At 64.1% G+C, this 23893-nt stretch carries 21 protein-coding genes; 14 read left to right on the top strand and 7 right to left on the bottom strand.

What is annotated here, in order from left to right; genetic code table 11:
• Positions 1-44: 44 nt before the first annotated feature.
• Positions 45-1124 (top strand): TRAP transporter substrate-binding protein, encoded by a 1080-nt coding sequence (locus tag CHU94_RS10440; RefSeq protein ID WP_094479569.1) that lies wholly within the window; start codon positions 45-47, stop codon positions 1122-1124.
• A complete protein-coding gene (locus CHU94_RS10435) occupies positions 1124-3775 on the top strand; it encodes an EAL domain-containing protein (protein ID WP_094479567.1) in 2652 nt (883 codons plus the stop codon). The genes CHU94_RS10440 and CHU94_RS10435 overlap by 1 nt, the downstream gene beginning before the upstream one ends.
• Positions 3776-3820: 45 nt before the next feature.
• Here CHU94_RS10435 and queF read toward each other — a convergent pair whose 3' ends face one another.
• From queF to CHU94_RS10415, 4 genes are read right to left on the bottom strand one after another with little or no spacing between them, the layout of a single operon-like run.
• Positions 3821-4666, bottom strand: a complete 846-nt coding sequence (gene queF, locus CHU94_RS10430; protein WP_094479565.1) for an NADPH-dependent 7-cyano-7-deazaguanine reductase QueF — start codon at positions 4664-4666, stop codon at positions 3821-3823.
• Positions 4663-5562, bottom strand: coding sequence for an alpha/beta fold hydrolase (locus CHU94_RS10425; protein WP_094479563.1), 900 nt, complete (start codon positions 5560-5562; stop codon positions 4663-4665). The genes queF and CHU94_RS10425 overlap by 4 nt, the downstream gene beginning before the upstream one ends.
• A gap of 29 nt (positions 5563-5591) precedes the next feature.
• Positions 5592-6518, bottom strand: coding sequence for a sugar kinase (locus CHU94_RS10420; RefSeq protein WP_094479561.1), 927 nt, complete (start codon positions 6516-6518; stop codon positions 5592-5594).
• A gap of 3 nt (positions 6519-6521) precedes the next feature.
• Positions 6522-6911, bottom strand: a complete 390-nt coding sequence (locus tag CHU94_RS10415; RefSeq protein ID WP_094479559.1) for a RidA family protein — start codon at positions 6909-6911, stop codon at positions 6522-6524.
• Between the two features lie 216 nt (positions 6912-7127).
• Here CHU94_RS10415 and CHU94_RS10410 point away from each other — a divergent pair, with 216 nt between their 5' ends.
• The 8 genes from CHU94_RS10410 to CHU94_RS10375 are packed head-to-tail and all read left to right on the top strand — an operon-like array spanning position 7128 to position 16177.
• Positions 7128-8633: an ABC transporter substrate-binding protein gene (locus tag CHU94_RS10410; protein WP_255033963.1), complete on the top strand. Its 1506-nt coding sequence runs from the start codon at positions 7128-7130 to the stop codon at positions 8631-8633.
• Between the two features lie 7 nt (positions 8634-8640).
• Positions 8641-9591: an ABC transporter permease gene (locus tag CHU94_RS10405; RefSeq protein ID WP_094479555.1), complete on the top strand. Its 951-nt coding sequence runs from the start codon at positions 8641-8643 to the stop codon at positions 9589-9591.
• The gene (locus CHU94_RS10400; RefSeq protein ID WP_094479553.1) at positions 9588-10445 is read left to right on the top strand and encodes an ABC transporter permease; all 858 of its coding nucleotides are present in this window, start codon (positions 9588-9590) and stop codon (positions 10443-10445) included. Before CHU94_RS10405 ends, CHU94_RS10400 begins: the two co-directional genes overlap by 4 nt.
• 8 nt (positions 10446-10453) lie before the next feature.
• Positions 10454-11515 carry an ABC transporter ATP-binding protein gene (locus CHU94_RS10395; RefSeq protein WP_255033915.1) on the top strand — a complete coding sequence of 354 codons (1062 nt, stop codon included), beginning with the start codon at positions 10454-10456 and terminating at the stop codon, positions 11513-11515.
• Entirely contained in the window at positions 11512-12507 is a 996-nt protein-coding gene (locus CHU94_RS10390) for an ABC transporter ATP-binding protein (protein ID WP_094479549.1), read from the top strand. Before CHU94_RS10395 ends, CHU94_RS10390 begins: the two co-directional genes overlap by 4 nt.
• Positions 12504-13775, top strand: a complete 1272-nt coding sequence (locus CHU94_RS10385) for an amino acid deaminase (protein ID WP_094479547.1) — start codon at positions 12504-12506, stop codon at positions 13773-13775. The genes CHU94_RS10390 and CHU94_RS10385 overlap by 4 nt, the downstream gene beginning before the upstream one ends.
• Positions 13776-13782: 7 nt before the next feature.
• Positions 13783-14703, top strand: coding sequence for a MurR/RpiR family transcriptional regulator (locus CHU94_RS10380; RefSeq protein WP_094479545.1), 921 nt, complete (start codon positions 13783-13785; stop codon positions 14701-14703).
• 1 nt (position 14704) lies between these two features.
• Positions 14705-16177: an amidohydrolase family protein gene (locus CHU94_RS10375; protein WP_094479543.1), complete on the top strand. Its 1473-nt coding sequence runs from the start codon at positions 14705-14707 to the stop codon at positions 16175-16177.
• A gap of 64 nt (positions 16178-16241) precedes the next feature.
• Here CHU94_RS10375 and yaaA read toward each other — a convergent pair whose 3' ends face one another.
• Positions 16242-17015 (bottom strand): peroxide stress protein YaaA, encoded by a 774-nt coding sequence (gene yaaA / locus CHU94_RS10370; protein ID WP_094479541.1) that lies wholly within the window; start codon positions 17013-17015, stop codon positions 16242-16244.
• A 147-nt stretch (positions 17016-17162) separates the two neighbouring features.
• On the opposite strand from yaaA, the gene CHU94_RS10365 reads away from it, so the two are divergent.
• Genes CHU94_RS10365 through moaC form a run of 3 tightly spaced genes read left to right on the top strand, consistent with a single transcriptional unit; the run spans position 17163 to position 20008 of the window.
• On the top strand, positions 17163-18539 hold the full coding sequence (locus CHU94_RS10365) for an esterase-like activity of phytase family protein (RefSeq protein ID WP_094479539.1): 1377 nt from the start codon (positions 17163-17165) through the stop codon (positions 18537-18539).
• Positions 18540-18579: 40 nt separating this feature from the next.
• Positions 18580-19473, top strand: coding sequence for a MaoC family dehydratase (locus CHU94_RS10360; RefSeq protein WP_094479537.1), 894 nt, complete (start codon positions 18580-18582; stop codon positions 19471-19473).
• A gap of 22 nt (positions 19474-19495) precedes the next feature.
• Positions 19496-20008 (top strand): cyclic pyranopterin monophosphate synthase MoaC, encoded by a 513-nt coding sequence (gene moaC, locus CHU94_RS10355; protein ID WP_094479535.1) that lies wholly within the window; start codon positions 19496-19498, stop codon positions 20006-20008.
• Between the two features lie 20 nt (positions 20009-20028).
• On the opposite strand, the gene CHU94_RS10350 is transcribed toward moaC, so the two are convergent.
• Positions 20029-20523, bottom strand: a complete 495-nt coding sequence (locus CHU94_RS10350; RefSeq protein WP_094479533.1) for a cupin domain-containing protein — start codon at positions 20521-20523, stop codon at positions 20029-20031.
• Between the two features lie 71 nt (positions 20524-20594).
• Between CHU94_RS10350 and CHU94_RS10345 the strand changes: the two genes are divergently transcribed.
• Complete coding sequence (locus CHU94_RS10345) at positions 20595-23513, top strand: valine--tRNA ligase (RefSeq protein ID WP_094479531.1); 2919 nt, start codon at positions 20595-20597, stop codon at positions 23511-23513.
• A gap of 152 nt (positions 23514-23665) precedes the next feature.
• On the opposite strand, the gene CHU94_RS10340 is transcribed toward CHU94_RS10345, so the two are convergent.
• Complete coding sequence (locus CHU94_RS10340) at positions 23666-23893, bottom strand: sulfurtransferase TusA family protein (RefSeq protein WP_094479529.1); 228 nt, start codon at positions 23891-23893, stop codon at positions 23666-23668.

The raw sequence follows: 23893 nt of genomic DNA, 5'->3' as shown, positions 1-23893 counted from the left end.
GAAGCGCAAGCACGCCGGTCCCGGCCCGGGCGTGAAAGGTCGTTATGAACACACACACTGCAGCAAGCTTGTGCACCTTGGCTCTTTTGCTGAGCGCCGGGCTTCTGTCGCGCGCCTGGGCAGAGACCCCCGCGCCCCCGGCCGCGACACAAAAATTGCGCATCGTGGGTGGCCTGGCCGGCCTGAATCAGTACACCCGCAATGAAGAGCCGTTCTGGACCAAAGAGCTGCCGCGCTTGAGCCAAGGGCGTTACACCGCCGAAATTGCGCCGTTTGACCGTGCGGGAGTCCCGGGCTCCGAAATGTTGCGCCTGATCCAGCTGGGGGTCGTGCCTTTTGGCACGGCTTTGCTGAGCAATATCTCGGCCCAATACCCCGAGTACGCGGCCCCAGATCTGGCTGGCCTGAACCCCGACATGGCGACCCTGAAGAAGACTCTGGCCGCCTTCCGCCCCTACCTTGAAAAATCGCTGCGTGAGCGTCACGGTGTGGAAGTCCTGGCCGTCTACGTGTACCCGGCTCAGGTTATGTTTTGCAAGCGCCCGCTGGCTTCGCTGGCCGATCTGCATGGGCGGCGGGTGCGCGTCTCATCGGCTACGCAGGCCGACTTCATGGGTGCAGTAGGTGCCATCCCGGTATTGACGGGCTTTGCCCAAATCTTGCCCAATATGGCCTCGGGCAATGCCGAGTGCGCCATCACTGGCACCATGTCGGGTAATCTGCTGGGCCTGCACGAGGTCACCACCCATATCCACACCATGCCGCTGACCTGGGGCTTGGCCGTGTTTGGCGCCAATGCGTCTGCTTGGCAGGCCATGCCCGGCGACCTGCGGGCATTGTTGTCCCACGAGATACCCAAATTGGAGTCTGCTATTTGGAATGAAAGCGAACGAGAAACTGCCGAGGGCCTGGCCTGCAACCGCGGCCTGCCCAGCTGCACCACTGCGCGCAAGGGCCACATGAGCGAGGTGCAACGCAGCGCTGAGGATGAACGCAAGCGCAAGGACATTTTTGTTGGCACGGTACTCCCCCGCTGGTTGCAGCGCTGCAATCAGCGCTGCAAAGAACTTTGGGACCACACCATCGGGCAGACCCACGGCATCGTGGCCCCGGTGCCCAAGTGATGCGGCTAGTGTCCTCCCGAGCGACCCGTGCCGTTGTCGGTTCGGTTCTGCTGTTTGTACTGGCCATCGTATTGGTAGCCGTCCTGGTGGTGCGCGACAGCCATCGCACTGCTGTCACCAACAGCGAAGGCCAAGCCCTGCGGTTTGTGGCAGGCGCCGAAGCCGCTGTGAATCGCAATCTGCTGGGGGTCGATGTTTTGCTGGCCAGCTTGGACAATTTGCTGGGGCTGGCCAACCTGCAACCCGAATGGATCGACAGCACGCTGGCCAGCCGGCTGATCCAGGGTGCATTGCGGCAAAACCTGCTCGTGCGACATGTGGCTTTGCTGGATGATGCAGGGCGCATGTTGGCGTCTTCCGACGCGCGCGGTGCCGAACTGGAGCTGGCGGCCCCACAAGACTTTTTGACACAGGCGCAGGCGCAGGTTGTAGCGGGCTTGTCCATCAGCAAGCCGGTTGTCAATTTCGGCAGCTCGGAACAGGTACTCTATTTCGCCAGACCCATTCGACTGGCTGATGGATCCAAAGTGCTGGCCATAGCCGAGGTCCAAGTGTCCCTGCTCTCCACCATCCTGGTGCAAGGCGTGGACATTGAAGGGCTGGAGGCCACACTGGAACGTGGCAACGGCCAATTGCTGGCCAGCGCGCCGGCCATGGACTCGCTCTCGGGCACATTGCTGCGACCAGCGTTGGGTGAGCGCAATCCGCAAGGTGCGACGCAAATGGCGGCGCGCCTGAGCGGCGTGGACGCGTTGGTCGTGCAGCGCAAGATGCTGTACCACGACATCCTGATCACCGCCAGCATTCCCATGGAAACGGTATTGGGCGAATGGCGGCGCGAGAGCTGGCGGGTAGTCGGCGTCAGCGCGGTCTTTGTCATCATGCTGCTCTCGGCAGGCGCCGTGGCATTGCGCTACCTGCAGCAAATGGCCCAAGCGCAGCGCTCCATCTCGCAGGCCAAGTCCACCCTGGATCAGGCGCTGGAGTCCATGGAAAGCGGCTTCCTGCTGTTGGACGCTCAGCACTGCGTACTGAACTGGAACCGACGCTACTTGGAGATATACCCCTGGCAACGCGCCTACATTGCCGTGGGCATTCCGTTTGAGACCATGTTGGCGGCCACTGCGCGCATCACCCTGCCCCAGGCCGATGCACAAGCGCAACGCCAGTGGGTGCAAGACCGCATGGCCCTGTTGCACAAGCGCGTACACAGCCACGAACGCCATCTGCCCAACGGGCATGTGATCGAGATTACCGAGCGCACGACCCCCGATGGTGGCGTGGTCATCGTCTACCAGGACGTCACCCACATCCGACGCGCCAGCGCCGAGATCGAACAGCTTGCCTTTTTTGACCCCCTGACCGGCCTGCCCAACCGCCGCCTGCTGAGCGACCGGCTGCAACAGGCGGTGGTGGCTAGCGCCCGCAGTGGTCGCAAGGGCGCCTTGCTGTTCATGGATCTGGACCATTTCAAAACACTGAACGACACCCTGGGCCATGACGTGGGCGACCTGCTGCTGCAACAAGTAGCCAAGCGGGTGAGTGCCTGCGTGCGCGAGGCAGACACGGTGGCCCGCCTGGGCGGGGACGAGTTTGTGGTGATGCTGCAGGACCTGAGCCCCCACGCCATGGAGGCAGCATCACAAGCCAAGATCGTGGGCGACAGTATTCTGGCCACGCTGAACGAACCGTTTTCACTCAACGGTGTGGTTTACCGCAGCACCAGCAGCGTGGGCGCCACCCTGTTTGGGGAATCCCTGCAATCCAGCTCTGAGCTGCTCAAGCAGGCCGACATCGCGATGTACCAGGTCAAAAGTGCGGGGCGCAACGCCCTCTGCTTTTTCGACCCGCAGATGCTGGCTGCCATCGAGACACGGGCGGAACTGGAGCGTGACCTGCGCCAGTCCTTGGCGCAAGGCGAGTTTGCGCTGTACTACCAGCTGCAAGTCTCGGATGAAAATCGGCCCATGGGCGTGGAGGCGCTGGTGCGCTGGTGCCACCCCAGCCGGGGCATCGTATCGCCACTGGTCTTCATTGGCCTGGCCGAAGAGACCGGGCTCATCGTGCCGCTGGGCGAATGGGTGATGCGCACCGCCTGCGAACAACTGGCCCGGTGGGCGCGAGAGCCCGGCCGCGCCGAGCTTCAGATGGCTGTCAATGTGAGCGCTCTGCAATTCCGCCAAGACAGTTTCGTGGAATTGGTGCGCACCATCCTGCAAGACACTGGGGCCAATCCCGAACTGCTGAAACTGGAGCTGACCGAGAGCCTGGTGCTGGATGACGTGCAAGGCACCATTGCCAAGATGCGGGAGCTCAAGACACTGGGCCTGCGCTTCTCGATGGACGACTTTGGCACCGGGCAGTCCTCACTGACCTACCTGACCAAGCTGCCACTAGACCAGCTCAAGATCGACCAGTCCTTCATCCGCAACCTGGGCGAGCAAGCGGCCGACGCAGTGATGGTGCAAACCATTCTGGGCATGGCCGAGACCCTGGATCTGGAGGTAATTGCCGAGGGCGTGGAGACCGAGGAACAGTACGAATTCTTGATGGCCCACGGCTGCCACCTGTTCCAGGGTTACCTGTTTGCCACACCCCTGCCTGTGCGGGAGCTGGAAATCTTGCTAAATCGCAAGGAAATTGTGGCCTAGCTCTCGTGGAATATGCGCAATTAGCTCCTAAAGTAATAGCAACAATTACTGTCGTGCGGTGCGTATATTGCCCGGCAGCGCCCGCGGATGACTGGTGCGGAAGGGGTTGATGTCCAACCCGCCGCGGCGCGTGTAGCGCGCGTAAACGGTTAACTTGGTGGGTTTGCAGCGGGACCAGATGTCCATGAAGATGCGCTCCACGCACTGCTCGTGGAACTCGTTGTGGTTGCGAAAACTCACCAGGTACCGCAGCAGGCCTTCTTGCTGAATGGGCAGACCGGAATAGCTGATCTGAACGCTACCCCAGTCGGGTTGGCCGGTCACCAGGCAGTTGCTTTTGAGCAGATTGCTCACCAGCACTTCGTCCACCATGCCTTCGTCGGGCAGCGTGGTCAGCAACTCGGGCGCGGGTTGGTAGTGGGTGCACTCCACGTCCAGCCGGTCCAGGTTCAGACCATCCAACTCATGCACGGGTTCGCGGTCAAACAGCGCGGCATCAATCAGCGTCACGCCCACCGTGCCGGGCGTCGGGGCACCGCGCCATGCGGCTTCCGAAATATCGGCACGCAGCCGCGCCAGCACCTCGCCGGCATCGGCGAAGCGGGTGTTGTTGAAGCTGTTGAGGTAGAGCTTGAAAGACTTGCTCTCCACGATATTGGGCGACTCGCAGGGAAAGGTGAAGTGCACCAGCGCCACCTGCGGCTTGCCACGCAGATTCTGCCAGCTCAGCTCGAAGGCCGTCCACATGTCGGCACCAAAAAACGGCGCCGCGCCGGTGATGCCGATTTCGGCACGCTTGCCTGCGCGGGGAATGGGAAACAGCAGGCTGGCGTCGTACTGGTCCACATAGGCCGAGGCCTTGCCAAGTTGCGATTGTTCGGGGGTGTTCATGCGCTTGCTTTCAAATGGGGGATCAATGCGGCCAATATCTGGCGCACAGGTTCGGGTGGCAGGTCGTGGCCCATTCCGTCAATGGTAAGCAAGGTAGCACCGGGAATGCGGCGCGCGGTGTCTTCACCGCAGGCCAGCGGCACCAGCGGGTCCTCCTTGCCGTGCACCACCAGCGTGGGCGCGGTGATGCGCCCCAGCAGTGCAGCGCGCGTGATGTCGGTCAACACGGCCAGCATTTGCCGCGCCGTGCCCACCGGGTGGAAGGCACGCAGCACGCTGGCGCGCACACGCTCGCGCAGCTCGGGCTCGGGTGTGGGGTAGCCGGGGCTGCCTATAGTCTGGAACAGGCGCACCGATTGGTCCACCACCGCGTCAGTGCCCTTGCCGGCCGGGCGGCTGATCAGGGCGCGCACCACCTCGGGCGCCGCCTGCGGCAGGCCCCGCGCACCGCTGGTGCTCATGATGCTGGTCAAGCTCAGGGTGCGATTAGGAGCTGCCAGCGCCACGCGCTGCGCAATCATGCCGCCCATGCTCACGCCCAACACATGGGCCTTCTCGATCTTCAGCGCGTCCAGCACGCCAATGGCATCGGCCGCCATGTCGCTCAGGGTGTAAGGCGCGGCAGGCACCAGGCCCAACTTGTACTTGATGCTGGCCCACAGCAAATTGGGTTTTCCCAGAGCATCAAAGTGACTGGAGAGCCCGGCATCGCGGTTGTCAAAGCGCACCACGCGGTAGCCCGCCGCCTCCAACGCACGCACCATCTCGGGCGGCCAGGCAATCAGCTGCATGCCCAGACCCATGATGAGCAGCACGGCAGGCTTGTTGGCGAAGGACGCGTCCGTCTGGGCGCTGTCCTCGACTTCGATGGAAATACCGTTGGCAGTGACTTTCATGGCGGGGGCTTGGCTGTCAAACCCGCAGATTACAGCACCGCGCGCACCTCTGCCGCTGTGGGCAAAGGCGCCACTGCACCAAAGCCCTGCACCGCCAGCGAGGCGGCCGCATTGGCATAGCGCACGGAACGGGCCAGATCGTCCCCCAGCGCCAGCCGCGCAAGCAGGTTGCCGTCAAAACAGTCACCCGCACCCGTGGCGTCCACCGCCTGCACCGTGCGCCCCTGCACGCGCTGGCGTTGGCCGGCAGCACTGAGCAGCACGCCGTCCTTGCCCAGCTTCACCACCACCTGGCGTGCGCCCTGGGCGTGGCCCCAGTCGGCAATCGCATCGGGGTCGCTGATACCCAGCAGGGCCTCCATATCGTCCTGCCCCGGCAAGAAGATGTCGCACAGGGCTACCGCCTCGCGGATGCAGGCACGCGCACGCGCCAGCGGCCAGAGCTTGAGGCGCAGGTTCGGGTCAAACGCCACTTGGGCCCCGGCATCACGCGCCAGGCGCATGGCCTCGAACACCGTGTCGCAGGCACTGGCAGAAATAGCCTGCGAGATACCCGACACATGCAGGATGCGGCACTGCTGCAGCAAGCGCGCTGACGCCGCTTGCAGCCAAGCCGGCGTCATGCGGCTAGCGGCAGAGCCCGCACGCAAGTAGCTGAATTCGTGCCCCGCGCTACCGTGGGTCACGAAGTACAGGCCTGTGGGGTGGTCGGCATCGCGCTCCACCGCCGTGCTGTCCACTCCCTCGCGTGCCCACAGCGCCAACACCGCCTGGCCCCAGGGGTCTTGCCCCAGCCGGCTCAGGTAGGCCGTGCGCGCGCCAGCGCGCGCGGCGGCCACCATGGCGTTGCTGGTGTCGCCACCAAAGCCTTGCAGGTACTGTGGCTCGCCGGCGTGCGTTTGGTTGAACTCCACCAGCGCCTCGCCCAGCGCCACGACATCCCAGAGTTTGTCCATGGCTCAGCGGCGCGGCTTGTAGGCGGTGACATCGATCTCCACCTTCGCGTCGATCATCAGACGTGACTCCACGGTGGAGCGTGCGGGGCGGTGCTCGCCAAAACACTCCATGTAGACGCGGTTGAAGCTACCGAAGTCGCGCGCATCGGCAAGCCACACGCTGACCTTGGCCACATCCGCCAGAGTGCAGTCCGCCAGGGCCAAGGCGTCACTGATGCGCTTAAAGACCTGACGCGTCTGCGCCTCGATCCCCCCCACCACAACCTCGCCCTTGTCATCCGTGGGAACTTGGCCGGAGACGAATACAAAGTCACCTGCGCGCGTAGCAGGTGACAGGGGACGGGCCAGACGGTCCGATGCGAGAGGGGCTTGGCCAAGGGTTTCTACTGACATAAAAAACACTCCTTTAAGTAAAGAATTTACACACCTTCAACCGGAAATGCAAAAACACTGTGCAATTCTGGCATCGAATGTGCTTAATCGTGTAATCCTATTACTTCGAGGTGTAAAATGCAAACTTCTGAAACCAATGTGGTGCAAGCACTGTCCGGCACCCAAACCCCTCCCCGCCGCGCAATATTGAAGTCGGCAGCGCTGGCAACGGCCTGCATGCTCGCCTGCGGCGCAGCCTGGTCACAATCCACGGCCCTGACCAAGGGCGGAGCGGCCAACCTAGCGATGGTCGGCGAACCCCAAGGCCTGGACCCCATGGTCAGCACTGCCGACCTCGTGGGCACCATCATGCAGCACGTCTACGAGCCGCTCTACACCTTCGATGGCAACTGGAACATTGCCCCCATGCTCGCCGAGAGCCTGCCCAGCGTGTCCAAGGACGGCCTGAGCTACACCATCCCCCTGCGCAAGGGCGTCAAGTTCCACAACGGCCGTGACCTGAGCGCCGACGATGTGGTGGCCTCGCTGCAACGCTGGATGGAGCTGTCGCCCCGTGGCAAGGCCGTGGGCAAGGAAGTGGCTTCGCTCACCGCCAAGGGCTCGCTGAGCGTGGAGCTCAAGCTCAAGAACCCCTACGCCCCCCTGCTGGCCCAGCTCGCCCTGCCCAGCGGCATGGCCGCCATCATGGCCAAGGACAGCATCGCGCCCCAGCTCAAGGAATTCATTGGCACCGGCCCCTACAAGTTCAAGGAACGCCGCCCTGATCAGTTCACCGTGCTGACCCGCTATGAGGGCTATGCCTCCCGCAAGGAGCCTGCCAGCGGCTACGCAGGCAAGCGCGAAGCGGTGCTGGACGAACTGCGCTTTGTACCCGTGCCCAGTGCCAACACCCGCGTTGAAGGCGCGTTGTCCGGCCAGTTCCAGTATGCGGACCTGCTGCCCGTGGAAGCCATGGGCCGTGTGGAAAAAGGTGCGCCGGCCGTCGTGCCCATCGTGACCAAGAACTTCGGCTTCCCTTACATCGTGTTCAACACCAAGGAAGGTGTGCTGGCCTCGCAACCCGTGCGCCGCGCGGTGCAGACCGCCGTAGGCACTGGCGAACTGATGGCCGCCGGCTTCGGTGACAACCGCTTCTTCACCGTCGAACCCAACTTCTTCCCCAAGGGCACGCCTTACTACTCCGACGCGGGCAGCAAGCTCTACAACGAGCGCAATCCACAATTGGCCAAAGACCAGGCCGCCAAGGCCGGCTACAGCCCCGACCAGCCTGTACGCATCATGGCCAGCCGCCAGTACGAGTTCCACTACAACATGGCACTGGTGATGGCCGAGCAGCTCAAGAAGGCCGGCTTCAAGACCGACCTGCAGGTGGTGGACTGGGCCACCCTGGTACAACGCCGCAACGATGCCAAGCTATGGGATGTGTACTTCACCCACTCCGGCCTGCTGCCCGAGCCTATGCTCTCGCCCCCGCAACTGGGCGATGGCGCGCCGGGCTGGTGGGACTCCGCCGACAAGAAGGCTTCGCTTTCTGCCTTCAACCAAGAAACCAACCCTACCAAACGCGGCGCCTTGTGGGGTAAGGTGCAGCAGGTGGTGTATGACGAAGTGCCTTTCATTGAAGTCGGCAAGTTCAATAGCCTGTCCGCCCGCTCGGCCAAGCTGCAGGGCTACACCCCCGCCATCTGGCCTTTCTTCTGGAACACCGGCTTGAAGAACTGACGTAACCATGATGCGATTTCTGTTGAAGCGCCTGGGCGGTGCGGTGGTGGTGCTGGCACTGGTAGCGGTGCTGGTGTTCTGCCTCACCCGCCTGGCCTCGGGCGACCCGGTGGCCCTGTTGCTGGGTGACCAAGCCACGGTGGAAGACATTGCCGCAGCCCGCGCCCAATACGGACTGGACAAACCCCTGCCCGTGCAGTTTGCGCTGTGGGTCGGCGAGCTGCTGCAAGGCAATCTGGGCCACTCGCTGTTCCTGCAGCAGCCGGTCGCCCAGGCCCTGCTGGAGCGCGCTGAGCCCACGCTGTTCCTGGCCCTGTTTGCCGTGGGCATTGCAGCGCTGGTGGGCGTGCCCAGCGGCATGGCGGCGGCCATCTGGCGCGGCAGCGCGGCCGATCAAGCCGTCAGCAGCGTGGCCATGTTGGGAGCCAGCGTGCCCAGCTTCTGGCTGGGTCTGATACTGATTCAGCTGTTTGCCGTCAAGCTGGGCTGGTTTCCGGCCTCCGGCTATGGCGACCCCAGCGCCACGCTGGGCGAGCGCCTGCAGCACCTGCTGCTCCCAGCACTGGTGCTGGGCCTGCTCAATTCGGCCCTCATCATCCGCTTCACCCGCGCGTCCATGCTCGATATCCTGGGTGAAGACTATGTGCGCACCGCACGTGCCAAGGGCTTGTCTGAAGGCACCATCATGGTCAAGCACGTGCTACGCAACGCGCTGGTACCTATCGTCACTGTGCTGGGCCTGACCATGGCACTGATGATCGGCGGCACGGTGGTCACCGAGACCGTGTTCAACCTGCCCGGCGTGGGTAACCTGGTGGTGCGGGCCGTGCTGCGCCGCGACTATCCGGTCATCCAGGGCACGCTGCTGGTGATCGCTGCCATTTACGTGTTCATCAATCTGGCCATCGACTTTTTGTACACCTTGGTGGACCCGCGCATCCGCCTGGAGGCCCAATGACCCGCTCCCGTTTTCAACCTCTGGTGCGCACCTTGCGCAGGCTGTTCGCGCGCAAGGTCGTGCTGGCAGCAGCGGTCCTGCTCACCACGGTGCTGGCAATAGCTCTTCTCTTTCCGGCCTTGTCCAGCGCAGACCCGAATGCACTCTCCATCCCCGAGCGTTTGAATGCACCCTCTTCCGCCCATTGGGCGGGTACCGATGAGCTGGGTCGCGATGTGCTGCTACGCATCGTCCACGGTGCACGTTACTCGCTGCTGATCGGCTTTGTCACCGCAGCCGGCGCGGTGCTGCTGGGCACGCTGCTGGGTATGTTTGCAGGCTTCTTCCGCCGGCTGGATGCCCCCTTGATGCGGGTCGTGGACGCCATGATGTCCTTCCCTGACATCCTGCTGGGCATTGCGCTGGTGTCCATTCTGGGCGTCTCGCTGTGGAATGTGATTTTGGCGCTGGTCATCGTCTACACCCCGCGCGTGGCGCGGGTGGTGCGCGCTACCACGCTGGTGCTGCGCGAGCTGCTGTTTGTGGACGCAGCACGCGCCCTGGGTGTGCGTACGCCATTGATTTTGTGGCGCCACATCCTGCCCAACCTGATGTCGCCCATCCTGGTGCAGGTGACATTTATCTTTGCCTACGCCATCCTGGCCGAGGCGGGCCTGTCCTTTCTGGGCGTGGGCGTGCCGCCCGATATTCCCACCTGGGGCACCATGATTGCTGGCAGCCTGGACTACGCCGACAAGGCCTTCTGGACCATTTTTTCGCCCGGCGTCGCCATCGTACTGACGGCCCTCTCTTTGCAAATGCTGGGTGACGGCGTGCGCGACCTGCTGGACCCCAAATTGAAAAAGACCGTATGAGTAGCGCAATGCCCCCCACTGCCTTGCCCCCCGACGTGGCTACGCCGCGTCTGGAAGTGCAAGCCCTGTCCACCTCCTTTGCCACCGATGCAGGTCGCATCCAGAGCGTGGCCGATGTGTCCTTCAGCATCCAACCGGGCCAGACGCTGGCGCTGGTGGGCGAATCGGGCTCGGGCAAGTCGGTCACCAGCTTATCGCTCATGGGGCTGCATGCACGCACCTCGCAGGCACAGGTCAGCGGCCACGCCTGGTTTGTACAGCGCGATGGCCGCAAGGTCGATCTGCTGGCCTTGCCCGAGAGCGATAAGCGCAAGCTGCGCGGCAACGAGCTGGCCATGATTTTTCAGGAACCCATGACCAGCCTGAACCCGGTGCTCACCGTAGGCGAACAGATTGCCGAAGCCGCGCGCCTGCATCTGGGGCTGGACCGCAATGCGGCCCACGCCCATGCACGGCGCATGCTGGAGTTGGTGGAGATTCCCGCCGCTGCGCAAAGGGTCAATGAGTACCCGCACCAGCTGTCTGGCGGCATGCGCCAACGCGTGATGATTGCGCTGGCCATGGCCTGCGAACCCACGCTGTTGATTGCCGACGAACCCACGACCGCGCTGGACGTGACTATCCAAGCGCAGATCCTCGCACTCATGGGTCGCCTGCAAAAAGAAACCGGCATGAGCATGCTGTTCGTCACCCACAACCTGGGCGTGGTGGCGCAATACGCGGATGCCGTGGCCGTGATGTACGCAGGCCGGATTGTCGAATCGGCCCCTGTGCATGATCTGTTTGCCCGGCCTGAACACCCTTACACCCGCGGTCTGCTGGCATGCCTTCCCGGCGTAGCACGCCAACGGGAAAAGCGAGAAGCGTCTGGTGTAGGCACGGCACCCACCCGGCGCAAGCTGGTGGCCATTGCCGGTCAGGTATCCAGCCCGCTGGCACCGCCCCCCGGCTGCGCCTTTGCACCACGCTGCACCAGCCGCCAAACCGATTGCGATACTGCCATGCCCACCCTCGACACCACGGCTACCCAACGCCGCGTGCGTTGCATTCACCGCGAGGTGCACGCATGAGTACGACCACGCCTGACACGCCTCTGCTGCTGGACATCCGCAACCTTCGCAAACACTTCGGCCATGGCAACCACCCGGTGCGCGCCGTGGACGATGTGAGCTTCACCATCCGCAGCGGTGAAACCCTGGGTCTGGTCGGCGAATCAGGCTCGGGTAAAAGCACCATAGGCCGCCTGCTGACGCGCTTGCTGGATCCGACCAGCGGGCACATGCACTACCACGGCGCAGACGCACAGCAGGACCTGGCCAGCCTGACACAGGCCCAATACCGGCCGCTGCGTTCGGATATCCAGATCATTTTTCAGGACCCCTACGCCAGCCTGAACCCGCGCATGCGTATCCGCGACGTACTGGCCGAGGCGCTGGACACGCACGGCCTGGCCAAAGGCCCAGCACGCCAGCCGCGCATCGAGCAATTGCTGCAACAAGTAGGCTTGCGCCCCGAGCATGCAGACCGGTTTCCGCATGAGTTTTCCGGCGGGCAGCGCCAGCGCATAGGCATTGCTCGCGCGCTGGCGGTGGAGCCTCAGTTCATCGTGGCCGACGAGCCGCTCTCGGCGCTGGATGTGTCCATCCAAGCCCAGGTGGTGAATTTGCTGGGCGAGCTCAAAGAGCAACTGGGCCTGACCCTGCTCTTCATTTCGCACGACCTTGATGTGGTGGAGTACCTCTGCGACCGCGTGGTGGTGCTCTACCTGGGCCGCGTGATGGAGATTGCCCCCACCGAAGCACTCTACGCCAACCCGCAGCACCCCTACACGCGTGCATTGCTGGCAGCAGCACCGATTCCCGACCCGGCGCAGCGGCGTAGCATCCCTCTGCTGCAAGGCGACCTGCCCAGCCCTGCCAACCCGCCGTCGGGCTGCGTGTTCCGCACCCGCTGCCCGCTGGCCGAAGACCGCTGTGCCAGCGCCACCATGCAACTGCGCGAAATACAGAGCGGGCACTTTCATGCCTGCTGGAAGACCGCCACTACCAACGACACACCATGAGCTCCAATTTCATCCTCGACCACCGTTGCAAGAGCTACCCGCTGAAAGCCGCGCCCTGCCCCGCTTCTGAGCTGGGGCGCAAAGGCTGGAATGTGCTGGCTGGTGACCTTGCCTACCCGCTGGCAGTGCTGCGTAGCTCCGCACTGACCCACAACCTGGCCTGGATGCGCGACTTCGCGCAGCGAAAGGGCGTGGCGCTGGCACCGCACGGCAAAACCACCATGTCGCCCGAACTGTTTGAGCAGCAGTTGCAGGCCGGCGCCTGGGGTCTGACCTTTGCCACCATCTACCAGCTCTCGGTCGGCGTAGAGGCAGGGGCACGCCGCGCCATCATTGCCAACCAGGTGGTCTGCGATGCCGACTTGGACGGCCTGCAAACCTTGCTGGACCGCCATGCCGATTTGCGCGTGTGGTTTCTGGTGGACTCGCTGGGGCAGCTGGCGCTAATTGAAGACTGGGCCGTGCGCCGCAAGATCACACGCCGGCTGGACACGCTGGTAGAAATCGGCGTGCCCGGCCAGCGCACCGGCTGCCGCACGCTGGAAGACGCTGTCACGCTGGCGCAAGCCATTGCGCGCTCGCCCGCCGTGCAGCTGGGCGGCATTGAATGCTACGAAGGTGGCGTGGCCCGCTGCGACAGCGAACACGACGCGCGGGAAGTGACTGCCTTGGTGCGCCGCGTGACCGAGGTCACGCGCCAGTGCGACCAGCAAGGCCTGTTTGCGGATGCAGAGATTTTGCTGACCGCCGGTGGCTCGGCGGTATTCGACCTGGTGGTGCCGCTGTTGCGCACGCAAGGTCTGTCCAAGCCCGTGCTGGGCGTGCTGCGCTCGGGCTGCTACATCACGCACGACCACGGCAACTACCAGCGCTTCCTCAAACATGTGGAGCAGCGTGAAGGGCTGGACGCCTCGCTGCGCCCCGCGCTGGAGGTATGGGCCATGGTGCAGTCGGTGCCCGAACCCGGCCTGGCATTACTCACAGCGGGCCGGCGCGACCTGTCCTATGACCTGGAGATGCCGGTACCAGTGCGCTGGGCGCGACGCGGCGAGCGCAGCGCGCCAGATGTCCCCGCAGGCTGGACCATCAGCGCGCTGAATGATCAGCATGCCTACCTGCGTTTTGACCCCGCTGGCACAAAGCCGGCCGTTGGTGATCGGGTCGCTCTGGGCATCTCCCACCCCTGTACCACCTTTGACAAATGGCGCTGGCTGCCCCTGGTCGACGACAACTTTGCTGTCACCGGCGCCATCAGCACCCGCTTCTGACACCACCATGAGCACACCTTTGACCACCAGCCTGCTGCAGCAACTGCGCGAGCGGCAACCCGAACTGCCAGAGGCCCAGCGCAACGTGGTGCGCGTGGTGCTGGACGACCCGCGTGCAGCTGTCGTTGCCACCGTGGAGCAGCTGGCCCAACAGGCAGGCGTCTCCATGCCCACCATCGTGCGCACCTGCCGCAGCTTTGGCCATGACTCGGTGCGGGAGTTCATGGTCGCGCTGGCACAAGACCTGGCCGTCACCGGCTCCCACCTGCACCGCAGCGTGCTGGCCGACGACAGTGCGCAGGATGTAGCCAGCAAGATCGTGCACGCCGCAGTGTCCTCCCTGACCGAGCTGGGCCGTGCCATCGACGCCGATCTGCTGGATCAGGTGGCCGACAAGCTGGCGCAGGCGCGCCGCATTGACTGCTATTCGGTCGGTGCCGCGTCCACCTTCATGGCCAGCGAGCTGCAGAGCCGCCTGTTCCGCCTGGGCCGCACGGCCAATGCCATCTTTGACGCGCACCAGCAGTTGGTCTCGGCCAGCACGCTGGGGCCAGGCGGCGTGGCCTTTGTGATCTCCCACGTGGGGCGCATGCCCTACACGCTGGAGGCCGCCCGCTTCGCGCGCGCCCAGGGCGCCACCGTGGTGGCACTGACGCAACCCGGCACGCCGCTGGCCGAGGTGGCCGACCTGGTGCTGGAAGTTTCGGTGCCGCAGGACGCCGTGATGCGCGTGGGCACGGAGGCCTATCTGGCGCATCTGGTGGTCATCGAAATCCTCATGGTGCGGCTGGCGCAGAAGCTGGGCCCGGTGGCCACGCGCGACCTGCAACAGTTCAAGCAACTGCTGCACAAGCACGGCTTTGACAGCGCCGAGTACGCGGGCGCGCTGGACCAGAAGCCCCAAGGACATCCCGGGGCAGAGGACTGACATGGTGCAAGCCACACTGCTGAAAAATGGCCTCATCGTGGACGGCTCCGGCCAGCCCGGCTGGACGGGCGATCTGCTCATGGCGGACGAACGCATCGTGGCCCTGGCCACGCCGGGACAGATCAGCCCCGCGCTGCTGGCCAACGCCGAGAGCCTGACCGAGGTGGACTGCACCGAACAGGTCATCGCGCCGGGCTTCATCGATGTGCACACGCATGACGACGCCGCCGTGCTGGACGCACCCACCATGCTGCCCAAGCTCTCACAGGGGATCACCACCGTCATCGTGGGCAACTGCGGCATCTCGCTGGCGCCCGTCGTCACAGACGCGCCCTCGGCCCCGCTCTCGCTGCTGGGGCGCCTGCAGTTCCGCCACGGCAGCATGGCTGAGTACGCTGCCGCCGTGGATGCGGCCCGACCTGCGGTGAACGTGGCCGCTCTCATGGGCCACACGGCGCTGCGCATGCGCCACATGGCCGATCTGCGCCAGCCCGCCAACGCCCAGGAGCGCGAGGCCATGGCGGCCGACATGCAGGAGGCCATGGCGGCCGGTGCGTTGGGCCTGTCTTCGGGCATCTTCTACAACGAGGCCTACGCGGCCGACATGGACGAGCTTGTTGCCGTGGCCTCGGTGGCTGCGCGCAACGGCGGTGTCTACGCCACCCATATCCGCGACGAACTCGCCGGCATCCTGCCTGCGCTGCAAGAGGCCGCGCTCACTGCCAAACAGTCCGGGCTGCCGCTGGTCATCTCGCACCACAAATGCGCGGGTCCGGCCAATTGGGGCCGCACGCGCGAGACCCTGCCGCTGATCGAGCAACTGGCCCGGGGCCAGGAGATCGGCATGGACGTCTACCCCTACACCGCCGGCTCCACCGTGCTGCGCGAAGACCTGGTGGACGGCATCATCGACATCCTCATCACCGGCAGCCAGCCCCACCCCGAGATGGGCGGGCGTTACCTGGGCGACATTGCGCGCGAATGGGGCGTGAGCCAGCAAGAGGCCGCAGTGCGCCTCAAACCCGGCGGCGCCTGCTACTTCCAGATGCGCGAGGACGATGTAGAGCGCGTCATTGCCCACCCGCTGTCCATGATCGGCTCCGACGGCCTCCCGCACGACGAACGCCCGCATCCGCGGCTGTGGGGCGCCTTCCCGCGTGTGCTGGCGAGCTACTGGCGCGACAAGGGGCTGCTGGAGCTCGAAGAGGCCGTGCACAAGATGACAGGCCTGTCGGCCCGGCGCTTCCGCCTGGGCGGACGCGGGCAGCTGCAGGCGGGGTACATGGCCGATGTGGTGGTGTTCGACCCGCAGCGCGTGCGCGACCTGGCCACCTTCGAGCAACCGCAGCAGTTCAGCGAGGGGATCGAACAGGTGTGGGTCAACGGCGTGTCCAGCTACACCCGAACCGGACGCGCCAGCGCCAACCGCGCGGGCCGCTTTGTCCGCCGCAACAACGGTCCGCAGACCGCATAAGCGCTCTGGGTCAGTCGCAAGCTGCTATTGAATCAATAGCTGTTCGCGCACTATCCATGCCGCCTCAGGCCTGTTTTCTTCTGAAAACCAGGCGTTCCGGCGTGGATTCTTTTGCCGCATAGGCGTAGCCATCCACATCAAAGTCGCGCAGCTGTTCGGGCGTAAGCAGGCGGTTTTTGATCGCGTAGCGCGCCATCAGGCCGCGCGCCTTTTTGGCGAAGAAGCTGATCACCTTGTACTGGCCGTCCTTGTATTCCTGGAACACGCACTCCACCACCCGGCCGTGGAGCGCCTTGCGGTCCACCGCCTTGAAGTACTCGTTGGAGGCCAGGTTGATGACCACGGGCGAGGCGTCCTGGCGCAGGCGGGTGTTCAGGTAGTCAGCAATCTGGCGGCCCCAGAAGTGGTAGAGGTTGCTGCCATGCGGGCCCTTGAGCGTGGTGCCCATCTCCAGCCGGTAAGGCTGCATCAGGTCCAGCGGGCGCAGCACGCCGTAGAGGCCACTGAGGATGCACAGGTGCTCCTGTGCCCATGCCAGATCATCTTCACCAAGCGTTTTGGCCTGCAGGCCGTCATACACATCGCCGTCAAAGGCCAGCACAGCCTGGCGCGCATTCTTCTGCGTGGCACGGGATGACCAGGCGGCGTAGCGTGCCACGTTGAGCGCGGCGAGTTTGTCGCTCAGGTCCATGAGCTCGGCAATATGCTGCGGGGAGTAGTCGCGCAGCAGGGTGATGAGCTCTTTGGACTGTTTGACGAACAGCGGCGCGGTGTGCGGCTGGCCGTTCAGCGGGGTGTCGTAGTCCAGGGATTTGGCGGGGGAAAGCAGAAACAACATGGTGGTGTAGGCAGGGCAGACAGGCGGCGCCAGAGAGAGTGCGGGGCAGTTTAGCGTGAAAGGCACAGGCCGCGGGCGTCACGGTTTTTTCACATTCACCGCCTAGGCTTTGGCCCTTGTTCATCACCACCGGGAATCGTTTTCACCATGCGTATTTTTTCTCTGACTCACGTGGCTTTGGCCGCTGTCCTGGCCCTGGGTGCTAGCGCTGCATCCGCCCAAACCGAGGTCACCGCCGTGCTGGCTGGCCACGCCGCCCTGCCCACCAACACCACCGTGGCCGCGCCCAAGTCGGCTGGCAAGTTTTTTGAAACCGCTGGCAAATTTGCTGCGGCCAACCGCCAGCGCACCGAAGCATTGAACAGCATTGAGGGCATCAGCTTTGTGGGCGACCCCAAGTACCCGCGCAAATCCGGCGGTAGCTTGCCAATCAAAGGCCAGGCCGTACAAGGTTTCTCCGGCATCGTGTCGCTGGGCAAGGGCGAATTTTTGGCACTCACCGACAACGGTTTTGGCAGCAAGATCAACTCGCAGGACGCGCTGCTGATGGTGCACCACGTGAAAGCCGACTGGGCCAAGGGCCAGGTGACACGCCAGAAAACCACCTTCTTGCACGACCCCGACCGCAAGGTGCCGTTTGCCATCCAGAACGAAGCCACGACCGAGCGTTTTTTGACGGGCATCGATTTCGACCCCGAGTCCATCCAGATCGTGGGCAACGAATGGTGGATTGGTGACGAGTTCGGCCCCTATGTGCTGCGCGTGAACCACCAAGGCAAGGTGCTGGGTGTGGTGGAAACCATCGTCGACGGCAAGGCCTACCGCGGCCCCGACCATTACCTGAACGGCCGCCTGCCCAACTACCCCGGCGACGCTGGCTTCGAGGTGCGCCGCAGCGGTGGCTTCGAGCCCATGGCCAAGTCCATCGACGGCAAAACCGTGTACCCCATGTTCGAGTGGCCGCTGTGGGATGCCGCCGCCAAAACCCAGGACATGCGCAACGGCAAACCCTTCACACGCATTCTGGAACTAGACGTGGCAATGCGCACCTACGGCACCCGCCAGTGGAAGTACGCCTTTGAAGAGGCTGGCAATGTGGCCGCCGACTTCCAGATGCTGGACGCGACCACCGGCCTGGTGATCGAGCGCGACGATGCGTCTGAAGGCTCGGGCAATGTCTGCAAGGACGAACCCCGCACCGACTGCTTCACCCGCCCCGCCAAGTTCAAGCGCATTTACAAGATCGACCTGGCCCAGCTGGACGCCGACGGCTTTGTAAAAAAGGTGGCCTTTATCGACCTGACCAAGATCGCCAACCCCAACGGCAAAGCCAAACGCGGCCCCAACGAAGCCAACTTTGTGCTGCCGCACCTGGGACCTGAAGGCCTGACCGTGGTGGATGCCACCCACATCGTGGTGGTGAACGACAACAACTTCCCCTACTCCAGCGGCCGCACCCTGGGCCAGCCGGATGACAACGAGTTGACGCTGTTGGACATCAAGGCTTTGGTCGACGCGAAGTAAGACGCGACTCGGACATGGTCGCCATGCACAATGGCGCACCATGTCCGACGCCCCCATTTCTCTCCACTACAAAGCCGCACCACGCAACGGTGCGGCTTTGGTGCGTAGCCTGTTTGCCGGCCGCCCCACCCAGGTCGCTTCACAGCAACAGGCTATCCGTTTTGACGCCCACTGGCACGGTGCAGGCGCCGATGTCGCCCGCCTGGCGCAGTACCGTGCGGTGTGCGATCTGCCCGACACTGGCACCCTGCCCCTTCTCTATCTGCACGCCATGGCCATGTCACTGCACATGGCCATCCTCAGCCACGCACGCTTTCCGCTGCGCCTGCTGGGCTTGGTGCACTGGAGCAACCAGTTAGAGAGCATGCGCCCTATCCCCAACGATGCGGCCATGGACATGCACTGCACGCTGGACGGCATTGAATCCACCAAGCGCGGCCAGTCCTTCACCATCCACACCACGCTAAGCACCGGAGGCAGCGTGGCGTGGAGCGAGACCAGCACGTTTTTGTCACCCCTGGCCCGCAGCAAGAGCGGCAAAAAGCACGCGCCCGATGGCAGCGAGCCCGACTGGGGCGCGCCCGTCGCGCAATGGGCCGTGGCCGGCAATGCCGGTCGGCGCTTTGCCGGCCCCTCGGGCGACTGGAACCCCATCCATGTGAGCGCGCTCACCGCCCGCCTGTTCGGCTACCCGCGCGCCATCGCCCACGGCATGTTCAGCGCAGCACGCTGCCTGGCGCTGCTGCAACAAGGCCTGCCTGTTGACGCCCCGCTGGCGCTGGACCTGCGCTTCAAACGCCCCCTGTTGATTCCGGGAAAAGTGGCCTTACATACTGCGCAGGACGCGGAGTCTGGCCCGGCGGCGACCCGCTTTGTATTGAAAGTGCAGCCCAGTGGCGAGCCGCATATCGACGGCACGCTGCGCGTGCTGTGACGAACTGACGACAGGATGGACCATGACTGATACCAACCCCTCTGCCCTCACCCACTTCGACACCAAGGGCGACGCCCACATGGTGAACATCGGCAACAAGCCGCTCACCGCCCGCAAAGCCGTGGCGGGCGGGCGCATTCAGATGCAGCAGCACACGCTGGACCTGATCCAGAACGCCCAAGCCGCCAAGGGGGATGTGCTGGGCGTGGCCCGCGTGGCTGGCATCATGGCCGCCAAGCGCACCAGCGACCTGATCCCGCTGTGCCACCCCATCATGCTGTCGCGCGTGGCCATCGAATTTGAAGTGGTGCCTGCCACCGCCACCACCCTGCCCGCAGTGCAATGCCTGGCGATTGCCGAAACCACCGGCGGCACTGGTGTGGAAATGGAAGCCCTGACCGCCGTGCAGATCACCCTGCTCACCATCTACGACATGTGCAAGGCCGTGGACAAGGGCATGGTGATGACCGATGTGCGTCTGCTGGAAAAGCACGGCGGAAAGTCGGGCACCTACCTGGCACCACCCACCGCCTGAGGGTGCCCGGCGGCGTTGCCTCAGTAAGGCGTGCCGTCCTTGTGCAGAAAGCGCCATTGGCCTGTGGCCACCAGCACCGCCTGTAGGTCATCGTCGGGGTAGCTCCCCTCGTCCCCCGATGTGCGGTCGCCCACCTCGAGGTACAGCACCTCGGCATCGGTCTCGTTCTTGAGGCAATGGCCATTCCCTGTACCGGCCTTGAAGCCCGCGCACATGCCCGGCGCCAGCGCAGTCAATCCCTCATCGGTATCCAGCGTGGGGTTGCCCTGCAACACGTAGATGAATTCGTCCTGTTTGGTGTGCGCATGGCGCAGGGCCGACACGGAATGCGGTGCCAGCCGCACCAGGTTCACGCCAAAGTTGCTCAAGCCAAACAAGTCGCCCAGCTGGCGCTTCTCGCGCCCGGCCATGCGCGAGGCAAAGGGCTCGGGGTAGTTGGACGGCTTGGTGCGCGGCGCCACCTCGGTGGCGAGCACGGCAACGGGTACAACGGGGCTTGGGCGGGTGTCGGGCATGGGTCCTCCTGGGCGGGTCCCGTAGCTTAGCGCCTGCCCGGTAAAATCATGGGTCCTCCCAAGAGAACCCCATGTCTGACCAAGCTACCCCCACGCCCTCCGCCCCCGAACAACCCGGCCTGCAGTCCCTGTCCAAGTCCTTCGAGCCCGTCGCGCTGGAAGCGCACTGGGGCCCCGAATGGGAAAAGCGCGGCTATGGCATCGCGGGCTACCGCGGCACCCAGACGCCCAAGGCCGGTGAACCCGCCTTCGCCATCCAGCTGCCACCGCCCAATGTAACGGGCACGCTGCACATGGGCCACGCCTTCAACCAGACCATCATGGACAGCCTGACCCGCTACCACCGCATGGCTGGCTTCAACACCGCCTGGATTCCAGGCACCGACCACGCCGGCATTGCCACCCAAATCGTGGTGGAGCGCCAGCTGCAGGAGCAAAAGATCAGCCGCCACGACCTGGGCCGCGAGGCCTTCACCGCCAAGGTGTGGGAGTGGAAAGAAAAATCCGGCAACACCATCACCGGCCAGATGCGCCGCATGGGCGACAGCGTGGACTGGAGCCGCGAATACTTCACCATGGACCCCAAGCTGTCCAAGACGGTCACAGAGACCTTTGTGCAGCTCTATGAGCAAGGCCTGATCTACCGTGGCAAGCGCCTGGTGAACTGGGACCCCATCCTCATGAGCGCGGTGAGCGATTTGGAGGTAGAGAGCGAAGAGGAAGACGGTTCGCTGTGGCACATCCGCTACCCGCTGGCCGATGGCAGCGGTGAAATCACCGTAGCCACCACCCGGCCTGAAACCATGCTGGGCGACGTGGCCGTGATGGTGCACCCCGAAGATGAGCGCTACACCGCGCTGATCGGCAAGATGGTGAAGCTGCCCCTGTGCGACCGCGAAATCCCGGTGATTGCCGACGACTACGTGGACAAGGCCTTTGGCACCGGTGTGGTGAAAGTCACCCCCGCACACGACCAGAACGACTACCAAGTGGGCCAGCGCCACAAGCTGCCCATGATCTGCGTGCTGACGCTGGACGCCAAGATCAACGAGAGCGCCCCCGCGCCTTACCAGGGCCTGGACCGCTTTGTGGCGCGCAAGAAGGTCGTGGCAGATCTGGAAGCCGGCGGCTTCCTGGTGGAAGTGAAGAAGCACAAGCTCATGGTGCCACGCTGCGCGCGCACTGGCCAAGTGATCGAGCCCATGCTGACCGACCAGTGGTTCATGGCCATGAACACCGTGGGCAAGGGTGACGCCACCGGCAAGTCCATTGCGCAGAAGTCCATCGACGTGGTGCAAAGCGGCGAAGTCAAGTTTGTGCCCGAAAACTGGGTCAACACCTACAACCAGTGGATGAACAACATCCAGGACTGGTGCATCAGCCGCCAGCTCTGGTGGGGCCACCAGATTCCCGCCTGGTACGACGAAGACGGCAATGTTTACGTGGCGCGCAACGAGGCAGAAGCGCAAGCCAAGGCGCCGGGCAAAAAGCTGCGCCGTGACGAAGACGTGCTCGACACTTGGTATTCATCCGCCATGGTGCCCTTCTCCACCATGGGCTGGGGTAACGACGGTGCGGGCACCGGCACTACCGACGACTACAACCTCTACCTGCCCAGCAGCGTGCTGGTCACCGGCTACGACATCATCTTCTTCTGGGTCGCCCGCATGATCATGATGACCACGCACTTCACGGGGCGTGTGCCGTTCAAGCATGTGTACATCCACGGCCTGGTGAAAGACGCGCAGGGCAAGAAGATGAGCAAGTCCGAGGGCAATGTGCTGGACCCGGTCGATTTGATCGACGGCATCGCCTTGGCCCCGCTGCTGGACAAGCGCACCACCGGTCTGCGCAAGCCCGAGACCGCGCCGCAAGTGCGCAAGAACACCGAGAAGGAATTCCCCGAAGGCATTCCCGCCTACGGTGCTGACGCGCTACGTTTCACCTTCGCGGCACTCGCCTCGCTGGGCCGCAGCATCAACTTCGACAGCAAGCGCTGCGAGGGCTACCGCAACTTCTGCAACAAGCTCTGGAACGCCACGCGCTTTGTGCTGATGAACTGCGAAGGCAACGACTGCGGGCTGAACGAGCACACCAAGGAACAGTGCGCCCCCGGCGGCCGCGCCCACGGCTACCTGGAATTCAGCCAGGCTGACCGCTGGATCGTCTCGCTACTGCAAAAGACCGAGGCCGAAGTGGCCAAGGGCTTTGCCGAGTACCGCCTGGACAACGTGGCCAACACGATTTACGACTTCGTGTGGAACGAGTTCTGCGACTGGTACCTGGAAATCGCCAAGGTGCAGATCAACACCGGCAACGACGCGCAGAAGCGCGCCACCCGCCGCACGCTGATCCGCACGTTGGAAGTCATCCTGCGCCTGCTGCACCCCATTGCCCCCTTCATCACCGAAGAGCTTTGGCAAAAGGTGGCCCCCGTGGCAGGCCGCAGCGGCCCGTCGGTGGCCATTGCCGCCTACCCCGTAGCCCAACCCGAGCGCATTGACGAAGCCTCCATCGCCCATGTGGCCAAACTCAAGGCCCTGGTGGACGCCTGCCGCAACCTGCGTGGCGAGATGAACGTATCGCCCGCTGTGCGCTTGCCGCTCTATGTGGTGGCGCAGACGGCAGACGAGTCGGCTTTCCTGCAGTCGTCCGCCGCCGTGCTGCAGTCGCTGGCCAAGCTCAGCGAGGTGAAGGTGTTTGCCGACGAAGCCAGCTGGCAGACCGCCGCCCAAAGCGCCCCCGTGGCCGTGGTGGGCGAAGCGCGCCTGTGCCTGTTTGTAGAAGTGGACGTGGCCGCCGAGAAGCTGCGTCTGGGCAAGGAAGTGACCCGCCTGGAAGAGCAGATCGCCAAAGCCAGCACCAAACTCAGCAATGAAGCCTTTGTGGCCAAAGCCCCCGCCGCCGTGCTGGAGCAGGAGCGCAAGCGTGTGGCCGACTTTGCCGCCACGCTGGAGAAGGTGAAAGAGCAGCTGGCCCGTCTGGGCTAAGGAACTGGCCCCCACGCTCCGCCGCTGCGCGGGTCGCTTCCCCCCAAGGGGGCGCGTTTCAGCTTGGGGCGGCCCGGCGCTGAAACCTGCCCCAAAACAAAACGCCGCATGGGATAACCCTGCGGCGTTTTGCGTGGGAGCTGGGGAGCGGCTTAGCGTCGGCGCAGCACGTGGATGTACTCCGCGCCCACGGTTTCCTGCTCCAGCAGTTCGTTGCCCGTCTGCTTGGCAAAGGCCTGGAAGTCGCGGATGGAGCCAGGGTCGGTGGCCACCACCTTGAGGGTCTGGCCGCTCACCAGTTCGGCCAAGGCCTTCTTGGCCTTGAGGATGGGCAGCGGGCAGTTCAGGCCACGGGTGTCAACTTCTTTGTCGGTGTTCAT

This window comes from Rhodoferax sp. TH121 (assembly GCF_002251855.1).
Classification (GTDB): Bacteria; Pseudomonadota; Gammaproteobacteria; order Burkholderiales; family Burkholderiaceae_C; genus Allorhodoferax.
The sequence above is the reverse complement of the archived record's forward strand: the minus strand, read 5'-3'. Positions and strand labels throughout refer to the sequence as shown.

Bases quoted from the DNA above. Each gene is read 5' to 3' on its own strand.
- CHU94_RS10395 (WP_255033915.1), top strand. From the start codon at position 10,454: ATGCCCCCCACTGCCTTGCCCCCCGACGTGGCTACGCCGCGTCTGGAA.
- CHU94_RS10400 (WP_094479553.1), top strand. From the start codon at position 9,588: ATGACCCGCTCCCGTTTTCAACCTCTGGTGCGCACCTTGCGCAGGCTG.
- CHU94_RS10440 (WP_094479569.1), top strand. From the start codon at position 45: ATGAACACACACACTGCAGCAAGCTTGTGCACCTTGGCTCTTTTGCTG.
- moaC (WP_094479535.1), top strand. From the start codon at position 19,496: ATGACTGATACCAACCCCTCTGCCCTCACCCACTTCGACACCAAGGGC.
- CHU94_RS10375 (WP_094479543.1), top strand. From the start codon at position 14,705: ATGGTGCAAGCCACACTGCTGAAAAATGGCCTCATCGTGGACGGCTCC.
- CHU94_RS10345 (WP_094479531.1), top strand. From the start codon at position 20,595: ATGTCTGACCAAGCTACCCCCACGCCCTCCGCCCCCGAACAACCCGGC.
- CHU94_RS10425 (WP_094479563.1), bottom strand. From the start codon at position 5,562: ATGAAAGTCACTGCCAACGGTATTTCCATCGAAGTCGAGGACAGCGCC.
- CHU94_RS10385 (WP_094479547.1), top strand. From the start codon at position 12,504: ATGAGCTCCAATTTCATCCTCGACCACCGTTGCAAGAGCTACCCGCTG.
- CHU94_RS10340 (WP_094479529.1), bottom strand. From the start codon at position 23,893: ATGAACACCGACAAAGAAGTTGACACCCGTGGCCTGAACTGCCCGCTG.
- CHU94_RS10405 (WP_094479555.1), top strand. From the start codon at position 8,641: ATGATGCGATTTCTGTTGAAGCGCCTGGGCGGTGCGGTGGTGGTGCTG.
- yaaA (WP_094479541.1), bottom strand. From the start codon at position 17,015: ATGTTGTTTCTGCTTTCCCCCGCCAAATCCCTGGACTACGACACCCCG.
- queF (WP_094479565.1), bottom strand. From the start codon at position 4,666: ATGAACACCCCCGAACAATCGCAACTTGGCAAGGCCTCGGCCTATGTG.
- CHU94_RS10360 (WP_094479537.1), top strand. From the start codon at position 18,580: ATGTCCGACGCCCCCATTTCTCTCCACTACAAAGCCGCACCACGCAAC.
- CHU94_RS10365 (WP_094479539.1), top strand. From the start codon at position 17,163: ATGCGTATTTTTTCTCTGACTCACGTGGCTTTGGCCGCTGTCCTGGCC.
- CHU94_RS10410 (WP_255033963.1), top strand. From the start codon at position 7,128: ATGCTCGCCTGCGGCGCAGCCTGGTCACAATCCACGGCCCTGACCAAG.
- CHU94_RS10415 (WP_094479559.1), bottom strand. From the start codon at position 6,911: ATGTCAGTAGAAACCCTTGGCCAAGCCCCTCTCGCATCGGACCGTCTG.
- CHU94_RS10380 (WP_094479545.1), top strand. From the start codon at position 13,783: ATGAGCACACCTTTGACCACCAGCCTGCTGCAGCAACTGCGCGAGCGG.
- CHU94_RS10350 (WP_094479533.1), bottom strand. From the start codon at position 20,523: ATGCCCGACACCCGCCCAAGCCCCGTTGTACCCGTTGCCGTGCTCGCC.
- CHU94_RS10390 (WP_094479549.1), top strand. From the start codon at position 11,512: ATGAGTACGACCACGCCTGACACGCCTCTGCTGCTGGACATCCGCAAC.
- CHU94_RS10435 (WP_094479567.1), top strand. From the start codon at position 1,124: ATGCGGCTAGTGTCCTCCCGAGCGACCCGTGCCGTTGTCGGTTCGGTT.
- CHU94_RS10420 (WP_094479561.1), bottom strand. From the start codon at position 6,518: ATGGACAAACTCTGGGATGTCGTGGCGCTGGGCGAGGCGCTGGTGGAG.